The 25,600-nt window shown below is 71.0% G+C and carries 25 protein-coding genes and 1 tRNA gene; 10 read left to right on the top strand and 16 right to left on the bottom strand.

The window, feature by feature from the left end; all coding sequences use genetic code 11:
- Positions 1–7: 7 nt before the first annotated feature.
- From WHN02_RS05210 to WHN02_RS05200, 3 genes are read right to left on the bottom strand one after another with little or no spacing between them, the layout of a single operon-like run.
- Positions 8–1,468, bottom strand: coding sequence for a PP2C family protein-serine/threonine phosphatase (locus WHN02_RS05210; RefSeq protein WP_434742300.1), 1,461 nt, complete (start codon positions 1,466–1,468; stop codon positions 8–10).
- A complete protein-coding gene (locus WHN02_RS05205; RefSeq protein WP_434742299.1) occupies positions 1,465–1,950 on the bottom strand; it encodes an FHA domain-containing protein FhaB/FipA in 486 nt (161 codons plus the stop codon). Before WHN02_RS05205 ends, WHN02_RS05210 begins: the two co-directional genes overlap by 4 nt.
- 6 nt (positions 1,951–1,956) lie before the next feature.
- Positions 1,957–2,781: a DUF3662 and FHA domain-containing protein gene (locus tag WHN02_RS05200; RefSeq protein WP_350898311.1), complete on the bottom strand. Its 825-nt coding sequence runs from the start codon at positions 2,779–2,781 to the stop codon at positions 1,957–1,959.
- Positions 2,782–3,040: 259 nt separating this feature from the next.
- Here WHN02_RS05200 and WHN02_RS05195 point away from each other — a divergent pair.
- The 5 genes from WHN02_RS05195 (at position 3,041) to WHN02_RS05175 (ending at position 6,003) form a co-directional block, all read left to right on the top strand.
- Positions 3,041–3,126 (top strand) — tRNA-Leu (locus tag WHN02_RS05195).
- 115 nt (positions 3,127–3,241) lie between these two features.
- Positions 3,242–4,315 carry an NAD-dependent epimerase/dehydratase family protein gene (locus tag WHN02_RS05190; protein WP_434742298.1) on the top strand — a complete coding sequence of 358 codons (1,074 nt, stop codon included), beginning with the start codon at positions 3,242–3,244 and terminating at the stop codon, positions 4,313–4,315.
- On the top strand, positions 4,312–5,112 hold the full coding sequence (locus tag WHN02_RS05185; protein ID WP_350898313.1) for a WecB/TagA/CpsF family glycosyltransferase: 801 nt from the start codon (positions 4,312–4,314) through the stop codon (positions 5,110–5,112). The genes WHN02_RS05190 and WHN02_RS05185 overlap by 4 nt, the downstream gene beginning before the upstream one ends.
- 75 nt (positions 5,113–5,187) lie before the next feature.
- Positions 5,188–5,358: a hypothetical protein gene (locus WHN02_RS05180; RefSeq protein ID WP_434742297.1), complete on the top strand. Its 171-nt coding sequence runs from the start codon at positions 5,188–5,190 to the stop codon at positions 5,356–5,358.
- Positions 5,359–5,376: 18 nt separating this feature from the next.
- Entirely contained in the window at positions 5,377–6,003 is a 627-nt protein-coding gene (locus tag WHN02_RS05175; protein WP_434742296.1) for a hypothetical protein, read from the top strand.
- Here the strand turns inward: WHN02_RS05175 and WHN02_RS05170 are convergent.
- The 3 genes from WHN02_RS05170 to WHN02_RS05160 all read right to left on the bottom strand — a co-directional run bounded on the left by WHN02_RS05170 (position 5,971) and on the right by WHN02_RS05160 (position 7,705).
- Positions 5,971–6,375, bottom strand: a complete 405-nt coding sequence (locus WHN02_RS05170; protein ID WP_434742295.1) for a hypothetical protein — start codon at positions 6,373–6,375, stop codon at positions 5,971–5,973. The genes WHN02_RS05175 and WHN02_RS05170 overlap by 33 nt on opposite strands.
- Before the next feature lie 257 nt (positions 6,376–6,632).
- Positions 6,633–6,854, bottom strand: coding sequence for a DUF397 domain-containing protein (locus WHN02_RS05165; RefSeq protein WP_434743825.1), 222 nt, complete (start codon positions 6,852–6,854; stop codon positions 6,633–6,635).
- Entirely contained in the window at positions 6,824–7,705 is an 882-nt protein-coding gene (locus tag WHN02_RS05160; protein WP_434742294.1) for a helix-turn-helix domain-containing protein, read from the bottom strand. The genes WHN02_RS05165 and WHN02_RS05160 overlap by 31 nt, the downstream gene beginning before the upstream one ends.
- A gap of 652 nt (positions 7,706–8,357) precedes the next feature.
- Here WHN02_RS05160 and WHN02_RS05155 point away from each other — a divergent pair.
- Together WHN02_RS05155 and WHN02_RS05150 are read left to right on the top strand one after the other, a co-directional pair.
- Positions 8,358–8,648: a hypothetical protein gene (locus WHN02_RS05155; protein WP_434742293.1), complete on the top strand. Its 291-nt coding sequence runs from the start codon at positions 8,358–8,360 to the stop codon at positions 8,646–8,648.
- A 106-nt stretch (positions 8,649–8,754) separates the two neighbouring features.
- A complete protein-coding gene (locus WHN02_RS05150; RefSeq protein WP_434742292.1) occupies positions 8,755–9,207 on the top strand; it encodes a hypothetical protein in 453 nt (150 codons plus the stop codon).
- 6 nt (positions 9,208–9,213) lie between these two features.
- On the opposite strand, the gene WHN02_RS05145 is transcribed toward WHN02_RS05150, so the two are convergent.
- The gene (locus tag WHN02_RS05145) at positions 9,214–10,119 is read right to left on the bottom strand and encodes a PASTA domain-containing protein (protein ID WP_434742291.1); all 906 of its coding nucleotides are present in this window, start codon (positions 10,117–10,119) and stop codon (positions 9,214–9,216) included.
- A gap of 171 nt (positions 10,120–10,290) precedes the next feature.
- Between WHN02_RS05145 and WHN02_RS05140 the strand changes: the two genes are divergently transcribed.
- Entirely contained in the window at positions 10,291–11,772 is a 1,482-nt protein-coding gene (locus WHN02_RS05140) for a hypothetical protein (protein ID WP_434742290.1), read from the top strand.
- Between the two features lie 149 nt (positions 11,773–11,921).
- Here WHN02_RS05140 and WHN02_RS05135 read toward each other — a convergent pair whose 3' ends face one another.
- Both WHN02_RS05135 and WHN02_RS05130 read right to left on the bottom strand, forming a co-directional pair.
- Positions 11,922–13,403 (bottom strand): glutamate--cysteine ligase, encoded by a 1,482-nt coding sequence (locus WHN02_RS05135; protein ID WP_350898320.1) that lies wholly within the window; start codon positions 13,401–13,403, stop codon positions 11,922–11,924.
- A gap of 237 nt (positions 13,404–13,640) precedes the next feature.
- Complete coding sequence (locus WHN02_RS05130; protein WP_434742289.1) at positions 13,641–14,222, bottom strand: YceI family protein; 582 nt, start codon at positions 14,220–14,222, stop codon at positions 13,641–13,643.
- 100 nt (positions 14,223–14,322) lie between these two features.
- On the opposite strand from WHN02_RS05130, the gene WHN02_RS05125 reads away from it, so the two are divergent.
- Together WHN02_RS05125 and WHN02_RS05120 are read left to right on the top strand one after the other, a co-directional pair.
- On the top strand, positions 14,323–14,820 hold the full coding sequence (locus WHN02_RS05125; RefSeq protein ID WP_434742288.1) for a MarR family winged helix-turn-helix transcriptional regulator: 498 nt from the start codon (positions 14,323–14,325) through the stop codon (positions 14,818–14,820).
- A gap of 165 nt (positions 14,821–14,985) precedes the next feature.
- Positions 14,986–16,497, top strand: a complete 1,512-nt coding sequence (locus WHN02_RS05120; protein ID WP_434742287.1) for a M48 family metallopeptidase — start codon at positions 14,986–14,988, stop codon at positions 16,495–16,497.
- Here WHN02_RS05120 and WHN02_RS05115 read toward each other — a convergent pair whose 3' ends face one another.
- The 7 genes from WHN02_RS05115 to WHN02_RS05085 form a co-directional block, all read right to left on the bottom strand.
- Positions 16,498–17,652, bottom strand: coding sequence for an acyl-CoA dehydrogenase family protein (locus tag WHN02_RS05115; RefSeq protein WP_434742286.1), 1,155 nt, complete (start codon positions 17,650–17,652; stop codon positions 16,498–16,500).
- A 28-nt stretch (positions 17,653–17,680) separates the two neighbouring features.
- Positions 17,681–19,210 (bottom strand): acyl-CoA carboxylase subunit beta, encoded by a 1,530-nt coding sequence (locus WHN02_RS05110; protein ID WP_434742285.1) that lies wholly within the window; start codon positions 19,208–19,210, stop codon positions 17,681–17,683.
- 255 nt (positions 19,211–19,465) lie between these two features.
- Positions 19,466–20,392 carry a hydroxymethylglutaryl-CoA lyase gene (locus WHN02_RS05105; protein WP_434742284.1) on the bottom strand — a complete coding sequence of 309 codons (927 nt, stop codon included), beginning with the start codon at positions 20,390–20,392 and terminating at the stop codon, positions 19,466–19,468.
- Positions 20,393–20,660: 268 nt separating this feature from the next.
- Entirely contained in the window at positions 20,661–21,359 is a 699-nt protein-coding gene (locus tag WHN02_RS05100) for a hypothetical protein (RefSeq protein ID WP_434742283.1), read from the bottom strand.
- A complete protein-coding gene (locus tag WHN02_RS05095) occupies positions 21,356–22,588 on the bottom strand; it encodes a globin domain-containing protein (RefSeq protein WP_434742282.1) in 1,233 nt (410 codons plus the stop codon). Before WHN02_RS05095 ends, WHN02_RS05100 begins: the two co-directional genes overlap by 4 nt.
- A gap of 3 nt (positions 22,589–22,591) precedes the next feature.
- The gene (locus tag WHN02_RS05090; protein WP_434743824.1) at positions 22,592–23,752 is read right to left on the bottom strand and encodes a nitric oxide synthase oxygenase; all 1,161 of its coding nucleotides are present in this window, start codon (positions 23,750–23,752) and stop codon (positions 22,592–22,594) included.
- Positions 23,753–24,212: 460 nt separating this feature from the next.
- Complete coding sequence (locus WHN02_RS05085) at positions 24,213–25,550, bottom strand: acetyl-CoA carboxylase biotin carboxylase subunit (protein ID WP_434742281.1); 1,338 nt, start codon at positions 25,548–25,550, stop codon at positions 24,213–24,215.
- Between the last annotated feature and the right edge of the window lie 50 nt (positions 25,551–25,600).

Below are 25,600 nucleotides of genomic sequence, written 5' to 3'. Positions count from 1 at the left end.
CCGGCGCTCACTCGGCCGACCGGCAGCCTGCCGGATCGAACGCCGGCGGCAGGTCGGTCGAGAGTGCGTCGGGTGTGATGGTCGGTTCGGCGGTGGCCGTCGGTCGGGGGGTCGCCCGTTCCTCGTTTGCCACGGCGCTGCCGCGCGGGGTCGGCGACGCGTCGTCCTGCCCCGGGGAGGGGGATCCGCTCGACGCCGGGCTCGGCGACGGGCTCGACGGCGGCGGGGTGGGCGCCGGCGGGCAGAGCGGTTTCAGGTTCGGATTGGCCGGGTCCTCGTCGGTCAGGTCGGCCAGCCGACGTTCGGCGTCACTCTCGCTGCGGGCCTGGATGCCCTGCTTGACCTGCTCCTGCGCGGCGGCCGTGAGGTCGTCGAGCTGGACCGGGCTGGTGAAGTGCACGCTGCTGAGGTCCATCCCGGCCACCTGGCCGGGCACCCCCCGGAAGACGGCCAGCTGGCCGGACTCGGTGGCACCGACGTAGTACTGCCGCTGCATGTAGGTCCAGCCGGCGAAGACCGCACCGCTGAGGATGACCAGCAGGGCCAGCGCCATCGCGACGGTCCGGACCGGACGCCGCTTGGGTTGCTCCGGGTCGTCGTCCCGGTTGGCCGTCGGCTCGTCCGGGGCGGGCGGGCGCGGCGCGGAGAGCGCCGAGGCACGGGCGGCCGGGGTGGAGTCGTCGGCGGAGGTCGCCATGCCCCGGTCCCGGGCGGCGGCGCCGCCCACGATCGGGGAGGACTCGACGATGTCCCGGTCGGTCGCGTCGGCGATGATCACCGTGATGTTGTCCGGGCCACCACCGCGGAGTGCGAGCTGGACGAGTCGCTCGACGCACTGCTGCGGGTCTGTGTACTCCCGCATGGTGTCGGCGATGGTCTCGGCGCTCACCACACCGGAGAGACCGTCGCTGCAGATCAGGTAGCGGTCGCTGGGCAGGACGTGACGGACGCTGTACTCGGGGTCGATGTCGCGACCGTCGAGCGCCCGGGTGAGCAGCGAGCGCTGGGGGTGGCTGCTCGCCTCCTCGGCGCTGATCCGGCCCTCGTCGACGAGCATCTGGACGTACGTGTCGTCCTTGGTGATCTGCGCGAACTCGCCGTTGCGCAGCAGGTAGGCCCGGGAATCACCAATGTGGACCATTCCGAGCTTGCTGCCGGAGAAGAGGGTCGCGGTCAGCGTGGTGCCCATCCCCTCCATCTGCGGATTGGCGTCCACGGTGTCGCGGAGTTGTTGGTTGGCGGTGCCGACGGCGGAACGCAACGCGTCGACGAGTGCGTCCCCAGGGACGTCCTCGTCGAGCGGCGCCAAGGCACCGATGACGATGTTACTGGCGACGTCACCGGCGGCCATGCCGCCCATACCGTCGGCGACGGCGAGAAGCCGCGGTCCGGCGTAGACGGAATCCTGGTTGCCGTCTCGGATCAGACCGCGGTCGCTGTGGGCCGCATAGCGCAGGGTCAGAGTCATGGCCGTAATTCGAGAGAGGTGCGGCCGATCCGGATCGGCACGCCGAGGGGGACGGGGGTAGGTCCGGTGACCTTAGCGCGATCCAGGTAGGTGCCGTTAGTCGAGCCGAGATCCTCGACGAACCACTGCCCGTCACGCGGGACCAGCCGGGCATGTCGGGCCGAGGCGTAGTCATCGGTGATGACCAGGGTGGAGTCCTCAGCCCGGCCGATGGTGATCTGCGCTTCGCCGAGGGTGATCCTGGTGCCGGCGAGTTGCCCCGCCGTCACCACCAGTTGCCGGGCGGCGCGACCCCGCTTGACCTTCGCGGGCTTGGCCGCCGGACCGGCCGGCGTTCCGACCGCGCGGGGCGGGGCCACCAGTCGCCCGGACTTGGCACCCGCGAACAGGTCCCGCCGGATCACTCCGACCACCGTGAACACGAAGATCCACAGCAGGATCAGGAACCCGAACCGGGCGACGGTGATGACGAGTTCGGGCAAGGCGGGTCAGCCGTCCACGCGGAAGGTCAGGGTGGTGGTACCGAGCTGGATCATGTCACCCGGGTTCAGGGCCACAGCGGATACCCGCTGACCGTTGACCATGGTCCCGTTCGTCGATCCGAGGTCGGTGAGCACCACCTGCCCGCCGTCGAAGTCCAGCCGGGCGTGCCGCCGGGAGATGCCGACGTCGGGCAGGCGCAGGTTGGCCTGGTCGCCTCGGCCGATCACGGTGGAGCCCATCTGCAACGGGTAGGTACGGCCGTCGCCGGAGACCAGCCGGACGTTGCGGGTGCCGCCGTGTCCCTGCTGCTGTTGGCCGTAGCCGCCGCCCTGGTCGTACGCGGGGTAACCGCCGGGCGCGCCTTGGTCGTAGCCACCCTGGTCGTACCCGCCCTGGTCGTAGCCGGGCGCGGAGACCGGGGCCACGTCACCACCGGTGTAGACCTCGGCGGTCACCCGGAACATTCCGGTGTCCAGGCCCTCACCCCGCTCGACCTCGACTATCACGTCGCCGTAGACCGTCCAGGCCTGCTCACCGATGAACTCCGCCTGCGACTGGGCCAGTTCCTGGGCCAACGCGGCAGCGTACGGTGCCAGCCGACTGTGGTCGTACGGCGAGAGATCGATCACGTAGCGGTTGGGCACCAACGTGCGCCCACCGGCCAGGATCGCCTTGTGCGCCTCGGCCTCCCGCTGCATGGCGTTGAGGATCTCCACGGGGTGGACCACCCCTTTGAAGACCTTGGCGAAGGCCCCTTCGACCAGGCCTTCCAGTCGCTTCTCGAAGCGTTGCAGCACGCTCACCGGCTCCTCCTCGGGTCCCGAGGACATGATGGTATCCGGCCGAAGCGCTCGCAGCTCACACGCCGCTCGGCCGCCTGTCGTCGGCCCGCTCGGACGGGCCCACGCTGTCGTGCTACTCTTTCGTCCGCCACGAACGGTAACCGAACACCGAACAGTGACCCACGTCGGGTAGCTGACGTTGGGTACGGTAACCGATCGAGGCAACGGTCAGGGACAGCGTAGGGTGTGCCGAGCCCGCTGGAAACAGCGGAGATCGGACCGGATACAGTGTTCCCGGTCGAGCCACGGGGAAGTGGCGGAATGGCAGACGCGCACGGTTCAGGTCCGTGTGCCCGAAAGGGCGTGGGGGTTCAACTCCCCCCTTCCCCACCACAAGCCAAGGGCTCCGCAGCGATGCGGGGCCCTTGCTTCGTGTCGGGGTCCTCCGGGCACCACGCTATGCTCCGGTGGTTTTGTCCCTAGGCTCCGAATGAACCAGGAGTGGCGTGTGGCTGTCGCGTTGGTGACCGGATCGGGCGGTCTGATCGGTTCGGAGGCGGTACGGCACTTCGCCGGCCTCGGTCTCGACGTCGTCGGCATCGACAACGACATGCGGCAGGAGTTCTTCGGCGCCGAAGCGTCGACCGCATGGAACGTGCGCCGCCTCGCCGACGAGTGTGGCTCCGCGTACTCGCACCACAGCATCGACATCCGGGACCGGGACTCGCTGGCGAAGCTCTTCGCCCGGTACGGCCGCGACGTCGCCGTGGTGATCCACACAGCCGCGCAGCCGTCCCACGACTGGGCGGTGCGCGACCCCTTCACCGACTTCGACGTCAACGCCGTCGGCACCCTCAACGTGCTCCAGTGCGTCCGCGAGCACTGCATCGAGGCGCCGGTGGTCCACTGCTCCACGAACAAGGTCTACGGCGACCGCCCCAACAGCCTGCCGCTGGTGGAGCTGGAGACCCGCTGGGAGATCGAGTCGGGGCACCCGTACGAGCAGGGCATCCGGGAGGACATGTCGATCGACTCCTGCCTCCACTCGATCTTCGGGGCCTCCAAGGTCGCCGCGGACGTGATGGTCCAGGAGTACGGCCGCTACTTCGACATGCGTACCGCCTGCTTCCGGGGTGGCACCCTGACCGGCCCCGCGCACTCCGCTACCGAACTGCACGGCTTCCTCGGGTACGTGATGCGGGCCAACATGGAGCGCCGGACGTACAACATCTACGGCTACCAGGGCAAGCAGGTGCGGGACGCGATCCACAGCTCGGACGTGGTCTCGGCGTTCGAGGCGTTCTTCCGCGACCCGCGTTCGGCGGCGGTCTACAACCTCGGTGGCGGGCGGCACTCGAACGTCTCCAACCGGGAGGCCTTCGCCCTGGCCGAGCAGATCACCGGCCGGGAGATGGTGACCGAGTACGTCGAGGCGAACCGGATCGGCGACCACAAGTGGTGGATCGGATCCAACGAGGCGTTCCAGAACGACTACCCCGACTGGAAGCAGGTGTACGACGTTCCCATGATCATGCGGGAGATCTACGAGGCCAACGTCGACAAGTGGGTGCCCGGGGCATGAACACCAAGCGCAACGTACTCGGTGTCCTGGTCGACGCCACCGACTACACGGCCGCCACCGAGCAGGTGGTGGCCGCCGGCCACGAGCGGCGTCCGCTGGCCCTGACCGCGCTGGCCGTGCACGGGGTGATGACCGGGGTCCTGGACCCGGCGCACAACGCCCGGCTCAACTCCTTCGACCTGGTCACCCCGGACGGACAGCCGGTCCGGTGGGCGCTGAACCTGCTGCACCGCGCCGGCCTGTCGGACCGGGTCTACGGTCCGACGCTGACCCTGCACGTGCTGCGCCGCTTCGCCGAGGAGGGGCTGCCGGTCTACCTGTACGGCTCGACCGACGAGACCCTGGCCAGGCTCATCCCGGCGTTGGAGCGGATGTTCCCGACCCTGCGGATCGCCGGGGTGGAGGCGTCGAAGTTCCGCCAGGTCCAGCCGGGTGAGGACGTCGAGATCGCCGACCGGGTCCGGGCCAGCGGGGCGCGGCTGCTCCTGGTCGGGCTCGGCTGCCCCCGCCAGGAGGTCTTCACGTACGCGATGCGTCCGCTGCTGGACATCCCGATGATGGCTGTCGGCGCGGCCTTCGACTACCACGCCGGTCTGCTCAAGCAGCCCCCGCCGTGGATGCAGAAGGCGGGGCTGGAGTGGTTCTGGCGGCTCGGCCTGGAGCCGAAGCGCCTCTGGCGCCGCTACATCATCCTCAACCCGGCCTACCTGGGTCGCCTGGCGGCCCAGAAGACCGGTCTGTGGAAGGCGCGTCCACCGGCTCCGGCCACCGAGCGCCCCCCCACCTTCGCCGTCTGACAGGCTCCGCACCGAGCGCACCTTCCTGGTCGCCGTGGCCGCCCGGCCACCACGACCCGGGGAGGTGCGCTCGTCGTGGTGCCCCGGCACCGGTTCCCGGGCCGACGGCCGCCCGCACCGGCACGACCCACCGTCGCCACCGTCGCCACCGTCGTCTCCGGAGGGGTCGTCGTCGCCGGTGGCAGCCCCCTACGGGTCGGCTCCGGGGCAACCGGGGGTGCCGTCCCGGATTCGCCCGCCGCCTGAGTGGGCAAGGGTATTCACATGGACAGTCATCTCATCGTGCTGGTGACGGTCGCCGCCGTCTGGCTCACCGCTGGAATCGTCGCCGACGGTATGCCCCGGCTGCACCGGGCGTACACGCTCCGTCGCCGGGTCCACTGGCTGTTCGCGCTCACCCTGGCCGGTCTCGGCCTGACCGGCGGGGTCCTGATGGCCGGGTTGCAGAGCCCCGGGGCGGCCCCCGTCGACCGGGCTGCGGCCGGGCTGGCCCTGGCGACGGTCCCCGCCCTGGTGGTGGCGGTCTGCACCGTACGCCGACTGCGTCGGCTCAGCGCCGGGGCCGCCGCCTTCGCCGCCGCGCCGCGTACCCCCGCCCCGCACGGGCTGAGGGCCGCCGCCGCCCATCCGTTGATCGGGCTCCCGCTCCAGGCCACCGGCCTGGCCGCAGTGGTCGGGGTGTTCTCCGTGAACGGCTTCGACCTGCTCGACGGAGCGGGTCTGACCGGTCCGGCGGTCACCGTCGGCCTGCTCGTGGTCACCGCGATCGCGGTCCGGCACTCCCTGCGGCACAGCCGCCTGGCCGAACGGGCCGTGGCGGAGCCGGACGCCGGGGCACCGGCAGAGCCGGTCCTCACCTCACCGCGGACGCCCGACGCCCTCCACGTATAGCAGTTCCAGGATCGACCTGGTCGCCTCGAACCAGCGGTCCAGCCAGCCGGGCGGGGGGATGCTCCCCCGGGGCGGCAGTTCGAGCAGCAGACCCCGCATCAGCGGGTGGTCCACGAGCGTGTCGTTCGGGTCCATCGGCCATCCTCCTGTCGGATACGACGGCTCCCGGAGCGGGCCGGACTCCATGGAGGGCAACGACAGGGGTGAACCGGGTTGCTCCGGCGCGGGCGCCATACCCCGGCCGTCGAGTTCGCTGTCACCCGTGACCACCTCGGTGAGGACCGTGTCGCGGCGGGAGCCTCGGTACTTGCCACCGAACCGCTCCTGCTTGCCCGGACCGTTTGTGTGGTTGTCTGACCCGATCGTCGTCATCCGTCTCGCCTGCCTCGCTCGGTTACGCATTCCTGCGGCCGGTTGGTCGACCAGCGCCGTACCGAGTGGTTCAACGACACGGGCCGGAAGTGGCGACGGGGTGAATCCTGTCCACGACGGACATAAGCCCTGTTCGGCGTCGTGTGGAGCGGTGTTCGACGACCCGGTGGCCGGGGCGGGTGCGAGCGCACGAGGGGCGCGGAACCGATCCGGCGACACTGCCGGAGAGTTCCGCGCCCCTCGATCTGGCCGGTGGGTCAGTACCGGCCGAACACACCCTTCCTGGCACCGGCGACGAAGGCGTGCCAGTCACCCGGAGCGAAGATCAGCGCAGGTCCGGACCGGTCCTTGGTGTCCCGGACCCCGACCGCGCTGCTCGCGTACGCCACCTCCACGCAGTTGTCACAGTTCGGACCACTCTTGGAGCTCTTGAACCAAACTGCCTGCGTCAGGTCCTCGGGGAACCCCTTGGTCGCCACTTCCACAACGGCTCCTCTGCCAGTGTCGCGATGTGTGCAATGGACTCCTCCGGTCCGATGGCCGCTGCTCGAACGTTCTCGAAGATGAGGTCGTACTTCTTCAGCTCCTCGCCCTTTTCGAGGAAGAGCCCTCCCATGGCGTTCTCCGCGTACACGACATCGGGGTCACCGGGCTCAGGGAAACTGAGAATGGTGAAGGTGCCGTCCATACCGGAGTGTGCTCCCGCCGCGAACGGCAACAACTGGATCGTCACGTTCGGTAGCTGGGCAACCTCCACCAACCGCTGGAGCTGGCCACGCATCACCGCGTCCCCGCCCACCGGCCGGCTCACCACGGCCTCATCGAGCACCACCCATAGATTGACCGGATCGTCCTGCGTCAACAACGACTGGCGTCCCATTCGGACACGCACTTTCTGGCGGGCCTCCTCGACCGGGAGATCCGATCGACCCTGCCGGATCACCGCGTCGGCGTACTCCTCGGTCTGCAGGAGACCCGAGACGACCTGCTGTTCGTACGTCCTGATGGTGCGGGCGGCGTCCTCCAGTCCCACGTACGCGCCGGAGAGGACGTTGTTGTACGGGTACCACCAGCCCTTCTGCCGGGCCTCGCGGGCGAACTGCACCAGTTCGTCGCTCTCCTCGTCCACCACCCCGTAGATCCGGAGCATGTCCCGTACGTCGCGGGGTGTGGCGGTGGTGTGCCCGGTCTCGATGCGGGACACCTTCGAGGCCGAGCACTCCAACTGCTCGGCGACGGCTTCGATCGTGATGCCCGCCGACTCGCGGCGGCGGCGAAGTTCCGCGCCGAGTCGGCGGCGTCGGATCGTGGGGCTGCGTCGCTCACTCACGGCTCGCCCCAGGGGCTGCTGGTCCGGAACGCTGGACACTCGCGCTCACCCGAGCTACCTCCGGTAGATCGCGCCTACGTCGACTCCCGCCGGGGGCGCGACCGTCGAACGGCGGGCGATCGTTCGCGGCATGGGGGTGAAGCCGTTCGTCGGCCGGCCGCGACGGCGAAACGGGCGTCCAGTGTGCCGCTCTGCATCGAGAGCTTCAAGCGGGATGCCGTGGCGTGTTCACGTATCGATGTCGCCGCCCGTTCACGCATCGGCAAAAGTCGACGTGCAACTTGCATGCCGGACGACACTGATGCACTCTGTCCGTATGGCTCGGGTTACTCACCGTTCCGGTCGACCACCGGACCAGTGTGTCGAAACCGCCTCGAACGGGGCCACAACGGCGACCTTGAGCTGCGAGAACACGTGATCGGTCCGTACCGGGAGTGACTCGCCGCCACCGGCTGAAACCGGAGCAGCGGGAGGGGTAACCGGGTGGAACCGGGTGCAGGTCGGGTGTCGGCGCGCCACCAGCGGGCCCGGCCGGACCAGCACAGTTTGCACCAAAGCCGGTCAACGAGGGCACGACCTCTCGCCGGGATGTGACACCCCCCGTCCAGCCGCCGCCGGCGTGCCGCCGGCCCACGATCCTTCAGGAGCCCATGTGCTTCCCCGCTCCGGTGACGTTCTGCACGTGACTCGCGCGGCGAGCGTCCAGTTCAAGCGACGCCCCATCAAGTTCCGGGTGATCCGGGTGCTCGACTGGCCGACGTACCACGGCTGGCTCTGGCTCGAGGGTTACGAGCTGGACGCGACCGGGGACGCGGTCCGCCGCCGGTCGATCTTCGTCCAGCGCGCCGGGCTGGAGCAGATCTCGGCCGCCCCGCAGCCCCGCCCGCACACGGCCCTACGGCCTCGACGGCCCGTCGTCCGCACCCCGGTCCGGGTCGGCTGACCTTCACGTTTCGCCTCCGGCGGGTGGGCCTCTGCCATAGACTTCGGTACGCCCACCCCGGCATGTAGCACCCCGCGCGGCCTCAGACCCCGAACCTGGGATGGCCATGCTCAGTCTGCCCGCCACACGGCTCGACCCGCTCGGCACTCACCACCGACACCGTGTCCGGATCGGCTCCATTCTCGGCCTGCTGGCGATGTTCGGCACCGCGACCGCGATCCTGGTCGCGGCCCCGGATCCGGCCGGATCCACAGACCGCGTCCAGCACCCGTCACCGGCACCGGCGATCTTCGTGGTCGAGGAGTCGGCCCCGGTCACCGACCTCGACCCGTACTCCACCGGGACACCGGCGGGGACCAGCACGTACCCGCCCGGACCGGTCCGTACGCCGGGCGCGGTACCGGCCGGGGTCGGCGGCGGGTCGGCCGTCGGCGACCCCCGCAGGGGTGGACGGGCCGGCGACGAGGTGCCGTCCTCACTGTTCTGGTCAGGGGTGGGCGGGCTCGTCGTCTCCCTGACCGGAATGTCGATGCTCGGGGTACGACGCCGGATGTGGTGATCCCGGTCAGGGGATCGGAGGCACCTGCGGCCCGGTGGGAGTGACGGTCGGGGTGGGGGACTCGGGTGCCGCAGCCACCACCACCGTCACCTCCTGCCCCGTCGGCACCGGTTCACCGGGAGACGGGTCGGTTGCCACCACGGTTCCGGGGCTCTCGGCCGACTCCCGGTACTCCACCCGGTAGGCCACCCCGAGCCGGTCCAGCAGGGCCCGCGCCGTTGCCTCGGCGAGCCCCACCAGCGGCGGCATCGGCACCTCGTCGACCGGCGGGGTGGTCGGCGCGGCGCTGGTGGCGGCGGTCGTCGCCGGGGTGGTGGCGGGCGTGGCGGAAGGCGTGGCCGAGGTCGGCGCCGCAGAGGTCGGCGCCACGGTCGGCGGCGGTGTGGGCGTCTCCTCGGGACCCTCCACCGAACGCCCCACGAACCACGCCCCGACGGCCACCAGAGCGGCCACCAGCAACCCGACGACCCCGAGCAGGATCGGGGTCCACCAGCGCCGACCGGCCGGCTCCTCGCCGTACCACTCGGGTTCCTGGTAGTCGCCGGGCCGAGGGGGCGGCACCCCCGCCCGACCCGACCAGACCGCCGGTCCGCTCGTCTCCCCCGGCACCCGGTCCTGCGCCCGGGTCGACTCCGTCGCCGGCAACGGCGCGGTCCGGTCCGCCGGTGGCGGTGGCTGGCCGACCCGGTCCGGTGGTGGCGGGCCGACCCGGTCCCCGCCGCCCGTCGGCGCGGGCGGGGGATCACCGGCCGGTGGTATCCGTCGGGTCTCGTCGTCGGACGAGAACAGCCAGGTCACGTCCGCGCCCTCCGGGGATATCCGGCGGGTGGCGTCGCTCTCGTCGCCGGGCGGCAACCCCCGGGTCCGGTCGTCGTCGTCCCCGGTGGGTGGCTCCCGGCGGTCGTCGCTCATGGCACGTCCCCTCGGAACGGGCGCCCCGGCCCTCGTGGATCCACGCTAACCCTCCCCGGCGGTATCGGCCGGGATCAGCGCGGATCACCGCGCGTCACGAAGGACTCTCTTCTCGTCACCGGCCACCACCACGACTCGCCGCACGAGCCCGGGACCGTTACGCTCCCCCGCATGGCCAGGGGCTGGGGAGGATCCATCGCCACCGCCGTCGGCGTCGCCGCCGGCGCGGGCGCGGCTCAACTCGGCTTCGGCTACGGGCTGGGCATCATCACCTGGGCTCCGGCCGGGGCCGCACCGCAGGAGGCGGGCTGGGTCGCCAGCCTCGCCTGGGCGACCTGGATCGCCGCCACCTCGACCATCGCCGGGGCGGTGTGCGCCCAACGACTACGGGGACACCCGACTCCCGGCACCGACCCGGGTCCCGGCCCGGTCCGACCGGACCCCGGGTTCCTCGGGGCGTCGGTCCTGGCCGTCGCCGCCGCACTGGGCGGGCTGACCACCGTCCTGCTGGTGGCGGTACCGGCCCGGGCGGCCGACATGCCGTTCGTCTCGTCCCCCCAGACCGTCGCCGCCGGATACGCGGGCGCGGGGGTCCTGCTCGGACTCCTGGCCGCCCTCTGGGCGCTGAACTCCCCCGCCGCCCGCATGAACCTGATCGCCACTGCGGGGTGGTTGTGGCTGCTCGCGGCGGTCGCCGTGGTGGACGGGGTGATCGCCGGTCGGGGCCTGACCAGCGCCCAGCTCGGCATCTGGCAGCTGAGCGCCGACAACCCCGGATTCTGGGTACGCGACTACTTCTACTGGCCGGGCGCGGTCCTCTCGCTGGTCTCCGCCCTGGTCATCGGCGCCCTCACCGCCCGGCGGTACGCCCGTGACCCGCTCCGTCGGGTCGGCACCACGGTCTCCGGGGCGGCCGGACCACTCCTCGTCGCGGTCGCCTACTTCCTGGTCGTGTCGAGGTTGGCAGCACTCGACCCGGAGCAGGTCTCGGCCCACCTCGTCGCCCCGTACGCAGTAGTCGTCGGGGCCGGTGCCTCGGCGCTGCTCACCGCACTCGCCCAGCGCACCGCCACCCGGTCCGCCCGGGCCGACGCCGAACCCGACCAGGCCGCCGTCGAGGCGGGCGGGGCCGCCACCGCCACCGAGCCCGCCGAGGTGACCTCGACAGGTGGACCGGCCCGGCTTCCCCGGCAGCGCAACGCCGAGCCGGGATCGTCGAGCCCCGAGAAGGACCGGGCGGACGCGGTCGTACCGTCCGATGCGGCGGCGTCGTCCGCTGGGGCCGGATCGCCTGACGTGGCCGGGTCGTCCACGCCGGACGGGTCGTCCACGCCGGACGGGTCGTCCGCACGGGGTGGGTCCTCCGCTCGGGCGGGGTCGTCCGTGCCGGGTGGGGTCGCGGGCAGCGCCGAACCGGCTCCCCCCGCCGACCCGCCGACCACCGCACGGTCCTCCCGGTCCCGGTCCGCGACGTCGACTGCCAAACGGAAGCCCCGGACCCGGACCACGGAGTCCGAGGATCCGACCTCCTCGTCGGCGGCCGAGCCGACGTCGAAGCCGACCGGGGCGGACTCCACCGCCGACCAGGTCACCGACGTCATCGCCAGCCCACCGGTCACCCCCCGCCCACGCCCCGGCCGCCGAGACCAGTGACCCGAACGGACCGGTGACCAGCCCGGGCCGGGTCGGTGGTGCCGGGGCAAGATCGGCGCCTCGGGCCGGGTCGGTGAGCCGGCCCGGACCGGCGAGCGAGCCCGGGTCGGGTGTGCAGGCGGCCGTGGGGGTGTCCCGGTCGGGGTCCCCTAGGCGTCGACCGGCCAGGTGTGCACCGGCTCGTTGCCGGCCTGCAGCTCCGCGTACCGCTGCACCATGTGGTGCAGGGCCGCACTCCGGTCCATGCCCCGCTTCCGCTCGGCCGCCCACACCGTCTCGGTCTGCCAGACCGCGCCGTTGCGCCCGGTACGGCAGCGCTGCTCGATGATGCCGAGCAGCCGGTCCCGTTCCGCCGCCGCGACACCGAACCGGTCCAGACCGGCCGCCGCCTTCGGCAACAGCACGTCGAGCACGAGCTTGGTGACCGGCACCTCGCCGAGGCGGGGCCAGTGCAGGACGGCGTCCATGCCCCGTCGGGCGGCGGCGTGGAAGTTCTCCTCGGCGGCGCTGAAGGTGAGCTGGCTCCAGATCGGCCGGTCCGCCTCGGCCAGCCCCCGGGCCAGTCCGAAGTAGAAGGCGGCGTTGGCGAGCATGTCCACCACCGTCGGCCCGGCCGGGAGCACCCGGTTCTCCACCCGCAGGTGTGGGCGACCGTCCATGATGTCGTACACCGGGCGGTTCCACCGGTAGACGGTCCCGTTGTGCAGTCGAAGCTCGGCCAGTTGGGGGACCCCACCGGCGTGCAGCACCTCGACCGGGTCCTCGTCCTCGCAGATCGGCAGCAACGGCGGGAAGTACCTGACGTTCTCCTCGAACAGGTCGAAGATCGAGGTGATCCAGCGCTCCCCGAACCACACCCGGGGGCGTACCCCCTGGGCTTTCAGTTCGTCCGGGCGGGTGTCGGTGGACTGCTGGAACAGGGCGATCCGGGTCTCCGCCCACAGCTGGCGGCCGTACAGGTAGGGGGAGTTCGCGCCGACCGCGACCTGGACCCCCGCGATGGCCTGGGAGGCGTTCCAGTAGTCGGCGAAGCTGTCCGGGGCGACCTGGAGGTGGAACTGGAGACTGGTGCAGGCCGCCTCCGGGGCGATCGAGTCGGTGTGGGTTTGGAGCCGTTCCACCCCCTGGATGTCCAGCTCGATGTCCTCGCCCCGGGCGCCGACGATCTGGTCGTTGAGTGCCCGGTAGCGCTCGTTGGTGGAGAGGTTGTCAGCCACCAGGTGTCGTTCGGTGAGCGTGGGCAGGATGCCGACCAGGAGGATCCGGGCGTCGGACTTCGCCGCCTGGTTCTCGGCCCGGGACAGACTGCTGCGCAGGTCCCTCTCGTAGTCACCGAACCCGGTTCCCTCGATCAGCCGGGGCAGGGCGTTCAACTCCAGGTTGAACTGACCCAGCTCGGTCTGGAACAGCGGGTCGGCGATGTCGGCGAGGATCTCCTCGTTGCGCATGGCGGGTCCGGCGTCCGGCTCCGCGAGGTTCAGCTCGATCTCCAGCCCGGTCATCGGCCGGTCGGCGTCGAACCCGAAGTCGTCGAGCATCAACGCGAACACGTCCAGACATCGTCGGACCTTCTGCCGATACCGGACGCGATCCTCCCGGGAGAAGGCGCCGTGCGCGACGTTCTTGCCCATGTGTCCTCCAGGAGGGTCGTGCCTGCGGAACGCGCCGTCCCGAGAGCACATCGTGAGGTTCTCCACGTTAGGTGAAAGGAGGGGCACCCGGTTAACACCGACCGGGAAGAAGGGAAGGCATCTCACATTCCACCGACGGCTGCCGCGGCGATCCCGGCGGCCCGCCGCACGGGTCGACCTCACGAACGCGAACCGGCCCGCGTGCCGTCGAGGCAGCGCGGGCCGGTCAGGAGGAGGTCAGGCCTGCCGGATGGCCTCGCCCTCGATCTCGATCTTGATCTTCTTGCCCACCAGCACGCCGCCGGTCTCCAGCGCGACGTTCCAGGTGAGGCCGAAGTCCTCCCGGTCGATCTCGGTGCTGGCGGTGAAGCCGAAGATGTCCTGGCCGAACGGGCTGCGGCCGACCCCCTCGAACTCGACCTCCAGGTCGACCGGGCGGGTGACGCCCCGGATGGTCAGCTCACCGGAGAGCACGAACTCGTTGCCGTTATGAGACTTCACACCGGTGCTGCGGTATTCCAGGGTCGGGTGGTTCTCCACGTCGAGGAACTCGGGGCTACGGAGGTGCCCGTCCCGGTCGTCCTGGGCGGTGCTGATGCTGGCCGCCTGGATGGTGGCGTTGACGGCGGAGCCCAGCGGGTCCTCGGCGACGGTGACGGTGGCGGTCGCCTCGGTGAACTCACCCCGCACCTTGCTCACCATCATGTGCCGTACGACGAAACCGACCCGCTTGTGCGCCGCATCCAGGGCGTAGGTGCCCGGGGTGGGGATGGTGAGGCCGTTCCAGTCGCGGGTGACCCCGTCGGTGTTGACGGTCATGACACTGCCTTCCAGAGAGGGGGACGTGCGATCAATCAGTTGCAGAAGCAACTATAGCTACAGCAATATTCCTCCTGTCAAGCACTGCTATGCTGGGTGGGTGGACCAGAACGTGTTCGACGACCCCCGGATCACCGCCGTCGGGCTGCTCGTCGAGGCGCACGCCGGCCTGTCGGCGCGTTTCGCCGAGCAGTTCGAAGAGCACGGCCTCTCCCCGGTCGAGTTCGAGGTGTTGACCCGCCTCGCCCGCTCACCCGGCAACCAACTCCGGATGACCGACCTGGCCGCCCAGACCTCGCTGTCCACCAGCGGGGTCACCCGGGTGGTCGACCGGATGGAACGGGACGGCCTGCTCTGTCGGCGGGCCTGCCCCAACGACCGCCGCAGCTCGTACGCGGTGGTCACCCAGACCGGGCTGGAACGCCTGGACGAGACCCTCCCCGGCCACCTGCGGATCATCGAGCAGTGGTTCACCGGGCAACTCGAACCCGCAGCCCTGGCGAACCTGCTGGAGGGCCTACGCCGGGTACGCGACGCGGTGCACCCGGGGGCGACCGCAGGCAGCACCGACCCGGCCCACGGCACCCCCCACTGCTGACCCGGCACGACACCCGGCACCCCCCACTGCCGACCCGGCACACTCCGCTGCCGACCCGGGCACCCGGCACCCGACAGTCGCTGCCGGCCTGCCGGATGGGTGGACAGCGCTCTTCCACCGAACGACCAATGATCATCAGCTCTGCCGACCGGCAGGATCCCCGGCATGAGCTACGACGAACTACCGGGTGGCCTCGGCCGGTGGCGAGCCCGCTGGCTGGTGGCCCGGCACAACGGAGCACTCGGCCCGCTGGCGTACGGCGGGATGCTCGTCCTCCTCGCCCCGGTGGTCCTGTTCGCCCCGGTGATGCTGCTCTGGTTCGCCGTGCAGGCCCTGTACGAACTCGGCGCGGCCCGGTGGGGGAACCGGGGTGGAGTCCCCGTCACCGCCGACACCCATCCCGAACTCACCGCCCTGGTCGACGAGGTGGCCCGACGGGTCGGGGTTCCGCCACCCGACCGTGTCCTCCTCACCGCCGACCCGGTGGTCACGGTGGAGGTCGTGGGCGGCCGACGGTTCCTCTGCATCGGTCTACCCCTGCTCGCCTGCCTCGACCGGCACGAACTGCGGGCCGTCGTGGCCCACCGGCTGACGCTCCTGAGATACCGACCGGCCCGCCTCGTCGACTCCCTCTTCGACCTCTGGGCGGAGGCGACCGAGACGATCGAGATCGAGACGGCCGCCGCAACCGAGACGGCCGGATTCGATGAGGCTGCCGCAACCGGGACGACCGAGGGCGGGTCGCACCGGGCGGGTCGGCGGTTGCGTCGGGCCGAGGCGCTCCGTCGTGAACTCGACGCCTTCGCCGCCGTCCTGCACCGGGACGCCGACGCGGCGGCCGTCGACGCCGCCGGGGGGACCCGCGCCGCCGCCCTGGCGTTCGCCCGGTCCAGCCTGGTCCCCGACGAGTACGACCGGCTCCACGACGGGGTGCCCCGACGCAGCGCCCTCCGGTCCGGGGTGGGGATCCGGGACCTCGACGAGGGCTGGCGTCGGCTGCTGCGACACGGGATCGGACCGTCGGACTGGGACGAAGACGCCGCTGCACTCCAGGCGAAACACCATCCCGCCCTCGCTGCGGCGTTCCGGGAACTCGGGACCGGACCGGTGGGGCTCACGCCGGCAGCCGACCCGGTACCGACCGCCCCACTCACCCCACGTCAACAGCGTCGGGTCGTACGCCGACTGTTGGGCGTCCCGTACCCGCAGTACCTGGGCTGGACGACCTGGGCCGACGCCCCACCCGCGTGGTGGCGGCGGCGGGCCGCCGAGGACGCCGACGCGTTCCGGGGCCACGTGACGGCCCTCCTCGGGCGGCGGCCGGTCGACGACGTGGAGGTCGGCGAGGTGATCCGGGACCGGTCGGCGGAACTGCTGGCCATCGCACTCGACGTACCGCCGTCCGCTGTCGAGTCGGAGCCGTACGACGAGGACGACCCGCCGAGCGCCCTGATCCGGCTGGTCGAGGCGAACCTGCTGGGGGCGGGCTGGCGGCTGGAACATCCGGCGGTCCGGGACGTCCTGGTCGGGCCGGACGACACCCGGGTCGACGCCCGCCGGTTGGTCCTCGACTCGCGGGGTGACCTGGACACCCTCCGCCCCCACCTCACCCCCGTCGCCCACCTCACCCCCGTCGAACGGCACGCGAACGGAGGAGGGAGCCCGGGGCAGGGGTGATCAGAGGCCCAGGTCGCGGGCGATGATCATGCGCTGGACCTCGGAGGTGCCCTCGCCGATCTCCAGGATCTTGGAGTCCCGCCAGAATCGGGCCACCGGGTACTCGTTCATGAATCCGTACCCGCCGTGGATTTGGGTGGCCTCCCGGGCGTTGTCCACCGCCACGGTGCTGGCGTGCAGCTTGGCGATGGCGGCCTGCCGCTTGAACGGCTCACCGGCGAGCATCCGGGCCGCCGCGTCGTAGTACGCCAGGCGGGCGGTGTGCGCCTTCAGCTCCATGTCGGCGATCTTGAACTGGATCGCCTGGTAGTTGCCGATCGGCTGGCCGAAGACCTGACGCTGTCTGGCGTACGAGATCGACTCGTCGACGCAGCCCTGAGCGAGCCCGACCGCCAGGGCGGCGATGGCGATCCGCCCCTCGTCGAGGATCCGGAGGAACTGGGCGAAGCCCCGACCGCGTTCGCCGAGCAGGTTCGCCGCCGGCACCCGGCAGTCGTCGAAGGTCAGCTCGTGGGTGTCGGAGGCGTTCCAACCGACCTTCGAGTAGCCGGGGGCGACGGTGAATCCGGGCGTACCCGAGGGGACGATGATGGTGGAGAGCTCCTTGGAGCCGTCCGGTCGGGTGCCGGTCACGGCGGTCACGGTGACCAGGGCGGTGATGTCGGTGCCCGAGTTGGTGATGAACGCCTTCGACCCGTTGATCACCCACTCGCCGGTGGCCTCGTCGAGCACCGCCCGGGTCTGGGTGCCCCCGGCGTCGGAGCCGACACCCGGCTCGGTCAGCCCGAATCCGGCCAGCGCCTCGCCGCTGGTCAGCTTCGGCAGCCACTGGGCCTTCTGTTCCTCGGAGCCGAACCGGTGGATCGGCATCGCGCCGAGGGAGACCGCCGCCTCCAGGGTGATCGCCACGCTGGAGTCGATCCGAGCCAGTTCCTCCAAGGCCAGGCAGAGGGCGAAGTAGTCGCCGCCCATGCCGCCGTGCTCCTCCGGGAAGGGCAGCCCGAACAGGCCCATCTTCCCCATCTGCCGGACGACCTCGTACGGGAAGGTGTGCTGCTCGTAGTGCTCGGCGATGACCGGGGCGACGACCTCGCGGGCGAAGTCCCGGACACTGTCCCGCAGCGCCTCCTGCTCGTCGGTGAGCCGGAAGTCCATCTCGTCCTCCTCTGTGGGCAGCCGTCGGTCAGACCGGGGTGACGCCGTGCCGACGTCGGGAGAAGTGCCGCTCCTTGCTCCGGGCGGCGGCGAACCGGCGGACCAGTTCGGCCCGCAGGTCGTGCGGCTGGACGATCGTGTCCACCACCAGCTCGCTGGCGAGCCTGACGACGTCGATGTCCTGTTCGTACTCCTCGCGCCTGGCGGCGACGAAGGCCTTCCGTTCGGTCTCGTCGTCGATCGCGGCGATCTTGTTGGCGTAGACCGCGTTGACCGCGGCCTCCGCACCCATCACCGCGATCTTCGCGGTGGGCAGGGCGATCGTCGCGTCGGGCTCGAATCCGGGGCCGGCCATCGCGTACAGGCCCGCGCCGTACGCCTTGCGGACCACCACGCAGATCTTGGGCACCGTGGCCTCGGAGATCGCCGTGATCATCTTCGCCCCGTGGCGGATGATGCCCTGCTTCTCCACAGCACTGCCGACCATGAACCCGGGTACGTCGGACAGGAACAGCAGCGGCACGTTGAACGCGTCGCAGAGCTGGACGAACCGGCTCGCCTTGTCGGCCGAGTCGACGAAGAGGACCCCGCCCTTGAACATCGAGTTGTTGCCGACCACCCCGACGACCTCGCCGTCGAGCCGACCGAACCCGATGGTCAGCTCCCTGGCCCAGAGCGCCTGGATCTCGAAGAAGCTGCCCTCGTCGAGGAGGCCCTTGACGTACCGGCGCATGTCGAACGCCTGCCGTTCACTGGTCGGCACCAACGCGGCGAGGTCGACCTTCGCGGGCGCGGGCACCGCCTCGACGGCCGGTGGCGTCTGGGTCCAGCTCCCCGGCAGGTACGACAGGTAGCGCTTGACCACGTCGAGCGCCTCGGCCTCGGTCTTGCAGAGGAAGTGCCCGACGCCGGACTCGGTGCAGTGCACCTTCGCCCCGCCCATCGCCTCCAGGGTGGTCTTCTCCCCGGTGACCATCTCGACCATCCGGTCCGAGCCGAGGTACATGCTGGCGTTGCCGTCCACCATCGCCACCACGTCGCAGAACGCCGGAATGTACGCCCCGCCCGCCGCGCTCGGCCCGAACAGCGCGCAGACCTGGGGGATCGAGCCGGAGGCGCGTACCTGGTTCCAGAAGATCCTGCCGGCGCCGCGTCGGCCCGGGAAGAGCTCGACCTGGTCGGTGATCCGGGCCCCGGCCGAGTCGACCAGGTAGACCATCGGCACCCCGGTCGAGTACGCCCGCTCGATGGTCCGGATGATCTTTTCGACGGTACGGGCGCCCCAGCTGCCCGCCTTGACAGTCGAGTCGTTGGCCATCAGGCAGACCTGACGCCCCTCGATGGTGGCGGTGCCGGTGACCACCCCGTCGGCGGGCAACCCCTCGGCGGTGGCGTTGGCGTAGATCCCGTCCTCGACGAAGGACCCCTCGTCGACCAGGTACGCCACCCGCTCCCGGGCGAAGAGCTTGCCCTTGGCGGCATTGGCCGCGTGGTACTTCTCCGCACCGCCGCCGAGTACGCGTTCGCGCAGCTGTTCCAGCTCCACACCGACCCCCACCCACCCAGAGCATCCCTGAACGATCGTTTAATCTACCCCACCCACCCCCATTCCCCCACACCTCCCGACCCCTTGATCGCCCCCACCCCACCCCACCCCGTCCGGCTCCCCGCCCCGTCCTGGTGATCAAGGGATTTGCGTCAGGAATCGCACTGCCGCTTGACGCAAATCCCTTGATCACCAGGCGCAGGGACCGTCAGGGCGCAAGGGGGGGTGGGGGTCAGGGGGTGGGGGGAGGGGGGTGGGGGGTGGGGGTCAGGGGGTGGTGGGGAGGGGGGTGCGGGGGGTGCGGGGGCCGGCTCGGAGGATGGCGGAGGGCAGGGGGGTGCCGACGATCCGTTCGGCCAGCTCGGCGGCCTCGATCAGGGCGGACAGGTCGATCCCGGTGTCGATGCCCATGTCGTGGAGCATGTGCACCGCCTCCTCCGTGGCCAGGTTCCCGCTCGCCCCCGGGGCGTACGGGCACCCGCCGAGCCCTCCGACGCTGGCGTCGAACTCGGTCACCCCCAGCTCCAGCGCCGTCAACAGGTTGGCCAGGGCGGTGCCCCGGGTGTTGTGGAAGTGCAGCAGGACCGGGACGTCGGCGTTGCGGTCGCGTACCTCGGTCAGCAGCTCCCGGACCCGACGTGGAGTCCCCATCCCGGTGGTGTCGCCGAACGCCACCCGGTCGGCACCGTCGCGGACCACCCGGTCGACGATGCCGGCCACCCGCTTCGGATCCACGTCCCCCTCGAACGGGCAGCCGAAGCTGGTCGCCACGATCACCTCGACCGTCGCCCCCGCCCCGTGCAGCAGGTCGACCAGCTCGGCGATGTCGTCCAACGACTCGTCGGTGCCCCGGTTGACGTTGCGCCGGTTGTGGGTGTCGCTGGCCGAGACGACCACCTCGATCTCGGTGAACCCGGCGGCAAGTGCCCGCTGGGCGCCTCGGGTGTTGGGCACCAACGCCGAGTAGCGCACCCCGTCGACCCGGGTGGCCCGCCGCCACACCTCGTCGGCGTCGGCCATCTGCGGAATCGCCTTCGGGTGGACGAAGGAGACCGCCTCGATCCGTCGGACACCGGTCCCGGAGAGCGCGTCGAGCAGCCGTACCTTGGCCTCGGTCGGGATCGGATCCTCGTTCTGGAGCCCGTCGCGGGGGCCGACCTCGCGGATCGTCACGGAGTCTGGGTAGTGGGTCATGTGTCACCTCGCTGCGACCGGGCGCGGCCACTCGTGACGGCCACGCACCTGGGTGTCGTCTACAGCGAAGCAGAGGCGACGGCTCCCCGCCACCGTCGGCGGGCCGTCACTCCTCGATCGCGTCCCGGAGCCGCCGGCCCGCCGGGACCGCGGTCACCGCTCACTCCCTGATCCCGGCCTGGAGCCGTCGGCCCGCCGGGAGCGCGGTCACCGCTCACTCCCTGATCCCGGCCTGGAGCCGCCGGCCCGCCGGGACCGCGAACACCGCTCACTCCTTGATGGCGGCCTGGAGCCGTTCGCTGGCCGTGGCCGCGGTCACCGCGTTGGCCTGCAACTGCTCGGCCTGGGCGGTGAGGTAGGTCTGCCACTGGCTCAGGTGCTGCTGGGCGCTGTTCGCGGCGGCGAGCACTGCGGCATGCCGCTCCCGCAGCTCCCGGAGCTGTCGTTGCAGGTCGGCGACCTGTCCGGCCGGGAGGTCGGGGGTGGGCGGCGCGGCCGGGCCGGTGGGTTCGGGCTCCGACCGGGACGGGAGCCGGGCCAGCCGGTTGGCCTGCTGGTGAGCGGCGGCGATGATGTCGTCGGCCTGACGACGGGCCTCGGCCAGGATCTCCGCGCCCTCGTCGCTGGCGTCACCGATGGTCCGGTTCGCCTCCTCCTGCGCCCGCATGGTCAACTCGACCACCATCGGGTCGGCCCCCTGGGGTGCCGCGCTGGGCAGCGTGCCGTGCCGGAGCATCTCCACCTGCCGGGTCAGGGTGGTGATCTCCCGCCCCTTCCGGTCGAGGTCACCCTGCAACAGTCCGATCCGCTCGTCGGCGAAGCGCACCACCTCTTCGAGGTCCTCGACGGCGTACCACTGGGTCCCCCGGGACCGGCGGCTCGCCACCAACCGCAGGCGTTGGGCCACCTCGCCGGGCATGTCGGCGGCGGTCTGCGGGGCGAGGTGACGGGCGCCTTGGTCAGTCATCGGGATCCTGTCCAGCTGAAGTCACGCGACGCCGGCGCGGCGGTCGCCTTGACGGGTGGGTAGACGGTGTGGTCGTAGCTCTCGGTCAACACCTGTTCGGCCCGTAGCCCGTTGCTGTGCAGGGTGCCCACCGTGGCCCGGGTCATGGCCGGGGAGCCGCAGACCAGGATGTCGGCGTTGTTCCAGGAGCCCAGCCGCAGCGCGGTGTCGACGGCCCGCCCGACCTCACCGTCCCACCCCCAGCTGTTCTCCACCGTCGGGACGTACCGCAGCCATCGGTCGTCCCCGGTGCCCGGCCGCAACCCGGCGGGCGGGGTCGCCGCCAGCTTGGTCAACGCCAGGTGGTCGTAGAGGTCGTCAGGGGTCCGCCCGCCCACGACGAGGGTCACCGGTCGACCGGAACCCTGCTGGATCGCCTCCAGGACGGCACGCAGCGGTGCGACACCGGTCCCACCGGCGATCATCAGCAACGGGCGGTGCGGGGCCCTGTCGTACGACGACAGTTCGGTCCCCATCGGGTGCCCGAGCAGCAGGGTGTCCCCGATGGCCAACCGGCGTACCAGGTGGGTGGAGAACCGGCCGGTGGCCCGGACGTGGAACTCCAGGGTGCCGTCGGCGCGTGGGGCGTTCGCCGGGGACAGGTACCGCCAGGTGTGCAGGGACGGGAGCTGGGCGGGGAGGGACTGACCCGGCAGGTAGTTGCACAGGTAGTTGGGCCGGACGGTGAAGACGCAGATGTCCACCCGCCGACGTTCCAGGTTGACCACCTCCGCCTCCCAGTACGGCGGGGCGGACCGCTCGGACTCGGCGGCCCCGGTGAGCATCATCTTGGCCACCGCCTCGTACGCCGCCGACCACTCGGCCTTCAGGGCCGGGGTCCAGCGTGGACCGAGGAAGTGCTCCAGGGTGCCGAGCAGCGCCTGCCCCACCCACATGTAGTGCCGCTCGGCCAGGTGCACCATCCGGCCCTGCCGGTCCTCCCCGTGGAACCGCCGGTGGTCGGCCCCGAGCCGGTTGGCGAACGCCGTCAACGCCTCACCGTCGTCGAGGGAGGTGATGATGTGTCCCAGCGAGGCCAGGAGTTTGTCCTCCTGGTGCTGCATGTTCGGCGGGAACATGGCCCGGGTCTCCGGGGCGATGACGAACAGGGTGGCGTAGAAGAACCGGGCTGCCTCCGGTCCGGCCACGGCCAGCTGACTCCAGCTCTGGCGCAGTGCGGCTATGTCCATGACTCAGTGCACCCGCTGACCGGTCGGATGGTGCCGGTCCCGAAGGCTGGGCTCCAGCGTCTGGGTGGACGGGGTGCCGGGCCAGAAGTTCGGGTTCGGGACCCTGGTGTCGTAGTAGCGGTGGTGCACCGGGTAGAGGGCGGCCCAGCCGACGCTGCCGTTGATCCAGGACCAGTCGCCGTACACCGGGCGACCGGCGCGCTTCTCGGCCTCGCAGAACCGCATGAACAGCTCGGACTCGGTGTGCGGGTCGGAGATCCGTACGTCGGCGGCGCGGAAGCTGTGCAGGACCGCCTGGTTGAGCACCAGGACCGCGTGCTCACGCCACAACGTGGACTCGTCGCTGGTGTCCAGGTCCAATCCGGCGGCGACCACCCGCAGTTGGTCGTACCTGTCGGCGTCGCCCATGTTGCGGGTGCCGATCTCGTCGCTGAGGTAGTGCCCGTTGAACGGGGCACAGCTGTAGTCGATCCCGCCGATCCGCAGCCGCATGTTGCTGATCACCGGCAGAGCGTGCCACCGCAGCCCGAGGTCGGCGAACCAGGCGTGGACGGGATGGCTGAGGGCGACCTCACGGACGAGGTGCCTGGGGACGTCGACGAGGGTCGGATCCTCGTCGGTGGTCTCGATGACCCAGGGCAGCAGGTCGAAACGGCTCGGCTCGGCGGGCGGTCGCCAGCCGAGGCGCACTGCGGCAGCGGTCATGGTCACCTGCGCGGGGTCCCCGAGCACCTGGTCGTCGAACTGCCAGCCACAGTAGCGGACGAGCTGGTCGTTCCAGATCCGGGCCCGGGGGCCGGCGGTCGGGTGGTCCGGGGCGAACACGGTGATGACCGACTGGATCCGCCCGCCGTTGTCCCCGGCCACGAGGTGCTCGGCGAGTTCGGTGGCGATGTCGGCGGTCCGGGTGACGGTACGCCGGTCGCGGACCTTGAGGCCGGCCCATCGGACGCGGCCGATGCACCGGGTCGACTGCCGCCAGGCGAGTTTCGCGCCGTAGGTCAGCTCCGACTCGGTCTGCCAGTACGCCCCGGTGTGGGCGATCTCGTCCAGCACCTGGTCGATCCGCTCACGGAGCCCGGGAAGCCGACGCTCGGAGTAGTAGGTGGTGAGGAACTCGATCGCCTCGGTGGCGACGTCGCCCTCGTGTTCCACCGGCGGCACCGTGCCGCCACCGAAGGGGCACCTGAGCTGCTGGTCAGTGGCTACACTGCCGGTCGTCAATGTGGACTCGTCTCCGGTCGTTGGCAGGTTCGGCGCGTCGTCGCATACCCGCCGGTCGAACGTGGCCCACCTGTCGCCAGCTACGCACAGTGAGCATATCGACGCGGCTGGCTAGGTGCGGCAACCACGATTCCCCGGAACGATCAACATGTCAATAGCGGGGACCACTGGTCAGAGCGAGTGTCGACGCTCAACGGACCGGCCGAAATTGCCTGACCGACAAGTCAGGGCACGGTGCCGTACGGCAGTCCGGGCCACCCGGATCCCGCCGCTTCCGCCGCCACACAGCATAAGGAACATCACAGCAACCCGACTACTCTCCGCACACGCTAGAACCCGGAAAGCCACATCGCATCGGCGACCAGCCACTTCGCACAGTGGCCGCACCTCGCCGTCCACTTCACCTCATCCGGGCGACGATGCCGGTGTCGTAGTCGCCGGAGCGGAACTCGGGGTTGTCGAGCAGCTCGGTGAAAAAGGGCAGGTTGCACTTCGGACCGGCCACCTCGAACCCGGCCACCGCAGCACGGGCCCGCTCGATCGCCTCGTCCCGGGTCTCCGCGTACACGATCAGCTTGGCCAGGAGGCTGTCGTAGAACGGAGTCACGGTGTTGCCGCGGACGTACCCGGAATCCACCCTGACCCCGACGCCCGACGGCTCGTTCCAGGTGGTGATCACCCCCGGGCCGGGGAGGAAACGCTTCGGGTCCTCGGCGTTGACCCGCAGCTCGATGGCGTGGCCCTGTGGGGCCAGGCCGTCCGGGTCGAAGGTGGGAGTGAGCCCGGCGGCCACCCGCAACTGCTCCTCGACCAGGTCCACCCCGTACACCAGCTCGGTCACCGGGTGCTCGACCTGGAGCCGGGTGTTCATCTCCAGGAAGAAGAACTCGCCGGAGGTCGGATCCAACAGGCACTCCACGGTGCCGGCGTTGCGGTAGCCGACCGCCTCACCGGCGCGGACCGCCGCCGCCAGGAGACGTTCGCGCAACCGGGGGGAGACGGCCGGGGAGGGCGACTCCTCGACCAGCTTCTGGTTGCGTCGCTGGACCGAGCACTCCCGCTCGCCGAGGGCCACCACCCGGCCGTCGGCGAGGCCGAGGATCTGCACCTCGACGTGGCGTACCCGGGGGAAGTAGCGCTCGATCAGCACCGACCCGTCGCCGAACATCCGCCCGGCGAAGGCGCGGACCTTGTCGTACTCGGTGCGCAGCGCGGCCTCGTCGGTGGCCACGCCCATCCCCATCCCGCCTCCACCGGCGGCGGCCTTCACCATCACCGGGTAGCCGATCTCCCCGGCGGCGGCCACCGCCGCGTCGAGGTCGGCAGCCGGTTCGGTGGTGCCGGGGGCGACCGGCACCCCGGCGTCGGCCATCAGGTTCCGGGCGTTGATCTTGTCGCCCATCGCGGTGATCGCGTCCGCTCCCGGCCCGACCCAGACCAGCCCACGACCCTCGACGGTACGGGCGAACTCCGCGTTCTCCGACAGGAAGCCGTATCCGGGGTGGATCGCCTGCACACCCGTGGACTCGGCGGCGGCGAGGATCGCCTCGGTGTTCCGGTAGCTCCGCGCGGGGTCGGCCGGGCCGACGCAGACCGCCTCGTCGGCTTCGGTGACGAACGGCAGCCCGGCGTCGGCCTCGGAGTGCACAGCGACGGTCCGGATCCCGAGCCGTCGTGCGGTACGGACGATCCGACGAGCGATCTCGCCCCGGTTGGCGACGAGCAGCGACTCGATCATGTTCCCTCCAGCGTCCAAGGGGTGGTGGACGCCAGTAGCGAACCACGATC

The organism is Micromonospora sp. SH-82 (assembly GCF_051132485.1).
In the GTDB taxonomy this organism is placed as follows: Bacteria; Actinomycetota; Actinomycetes; order Mycobacteriales; family Micromonosporaceae; genus Micromonospora.
This window is presented reverse-complemented; position numbering and strand designations above follow the sequence as displayed.

Coding starts and splice junctions, on each gene's coding strand:
- WHN02_RS05095 (WP_434742282.1), bottom strand. CDS start 22,588: ATGGACATAGCCGCACTGCGCCAGAGCTGGAGTCAGCTGGCCGTGGCC.
- WHN02_RS05175 (WP_434742296.1), top strand. CDS start 5,377: ATGGACAGTCATCTCATCGTGCTGGTGACGGTCGCCGCCGTCTGGCTC.
- WHN02_RS05085 (WP_434742281.1), bottom strand. CDS start 25,550: ATGATCGAGTCGCTGCTCGTCGCCAACCGGGGCGAGATCGCTCGTCGG.
- WHN02_RS05170 (WP_434742295.1), bottom strand. CDS start 6,375: ATGACGACGATCGGGTCAGACAACCACACAAACGGTCCGGGCAAGCAG.
- WHN02_RS05200 (WP_350898311.1), bottom strand. CDS start 2,781: ATGTCCTCGGGACCCGAGGAGGAGCCGGTGAGCGTGCTGCAACGCTTC.
- WHN02_RS05140 (WP_434742290.1), top strand. CDS start 10,291: ATGGCCAGGGGCTGGGGAGGATCCATCGCCACCGCCGTCGGCGTCGCC.
- WHN02_RS05210 (WP_434742300.1), bottom strand. CDS start 1,468: ATGACTCTGACCCTGCGCTATGCGGCCCACAGCGACCGCGGTCTGATC.
- WHN02_RS05100 (WP_434742283.1), bottom strand. CDS start 21,359: ATGACTGACCAAGGCGCCCGTCACCTCGCCCCGCAGACCGCCGCCGAC.
- WHN02_RS05145 (WP_434742291.1), bottom strand. CDS start 10,119: ATGAGCGACGACCGCCGGGAGCCACCCACCGGGGACGACGACGACCGG.
- WHN02_RS05185 (WP_350898313.1), top strand. CDS start 4,312: ATGAACACCAAGCGCAACGTACTCGGTGTCCTGGTCGACGCCACCGAC.
- WHN02_RS05115 (WP_434742286.1), bottom strand. CDS start 17,652: ATGGACTTCCGGCTCACCGACGAGCAGGAGGCGCTGCGGGACAGTGTC.
- WHN02_RS05135 (WP_350898320.1), bottom strand. CDS start 13,403: ATGGGCAAGAACGTCGCGCACGGCGCCTTCTCCCGGGAGGATCGCGTC.
- WHN02_RS05120 (WP_434742287.1), top strand. CDS start 14,986: ATGAGCTACGACGAACTACCGGGTGGCCTCGGCCGGTGGCGAGCCCGC.
- WHN02_RS05150 (WP_434742292.1), top strand. CDS start 8,755: ATGCTCAGTCTGCCCGCCACACGGCTCGACCCGCTCGGCACTCACCAC.
- WHN02_RS05130 (WP_434742289.1), bottom strand. CDS start 14,222: ATGACCGTCAACACCGACGGGGTCACCCGCGACTGGAACGGCCTCACC.
- WHN02_RS05105 (WP_434742284.1), bottom strand. CDS start 20,392: ATGACCCACTACCCAGACTCCGTGACGATCCGCGAGGTCGGCCCCCGC.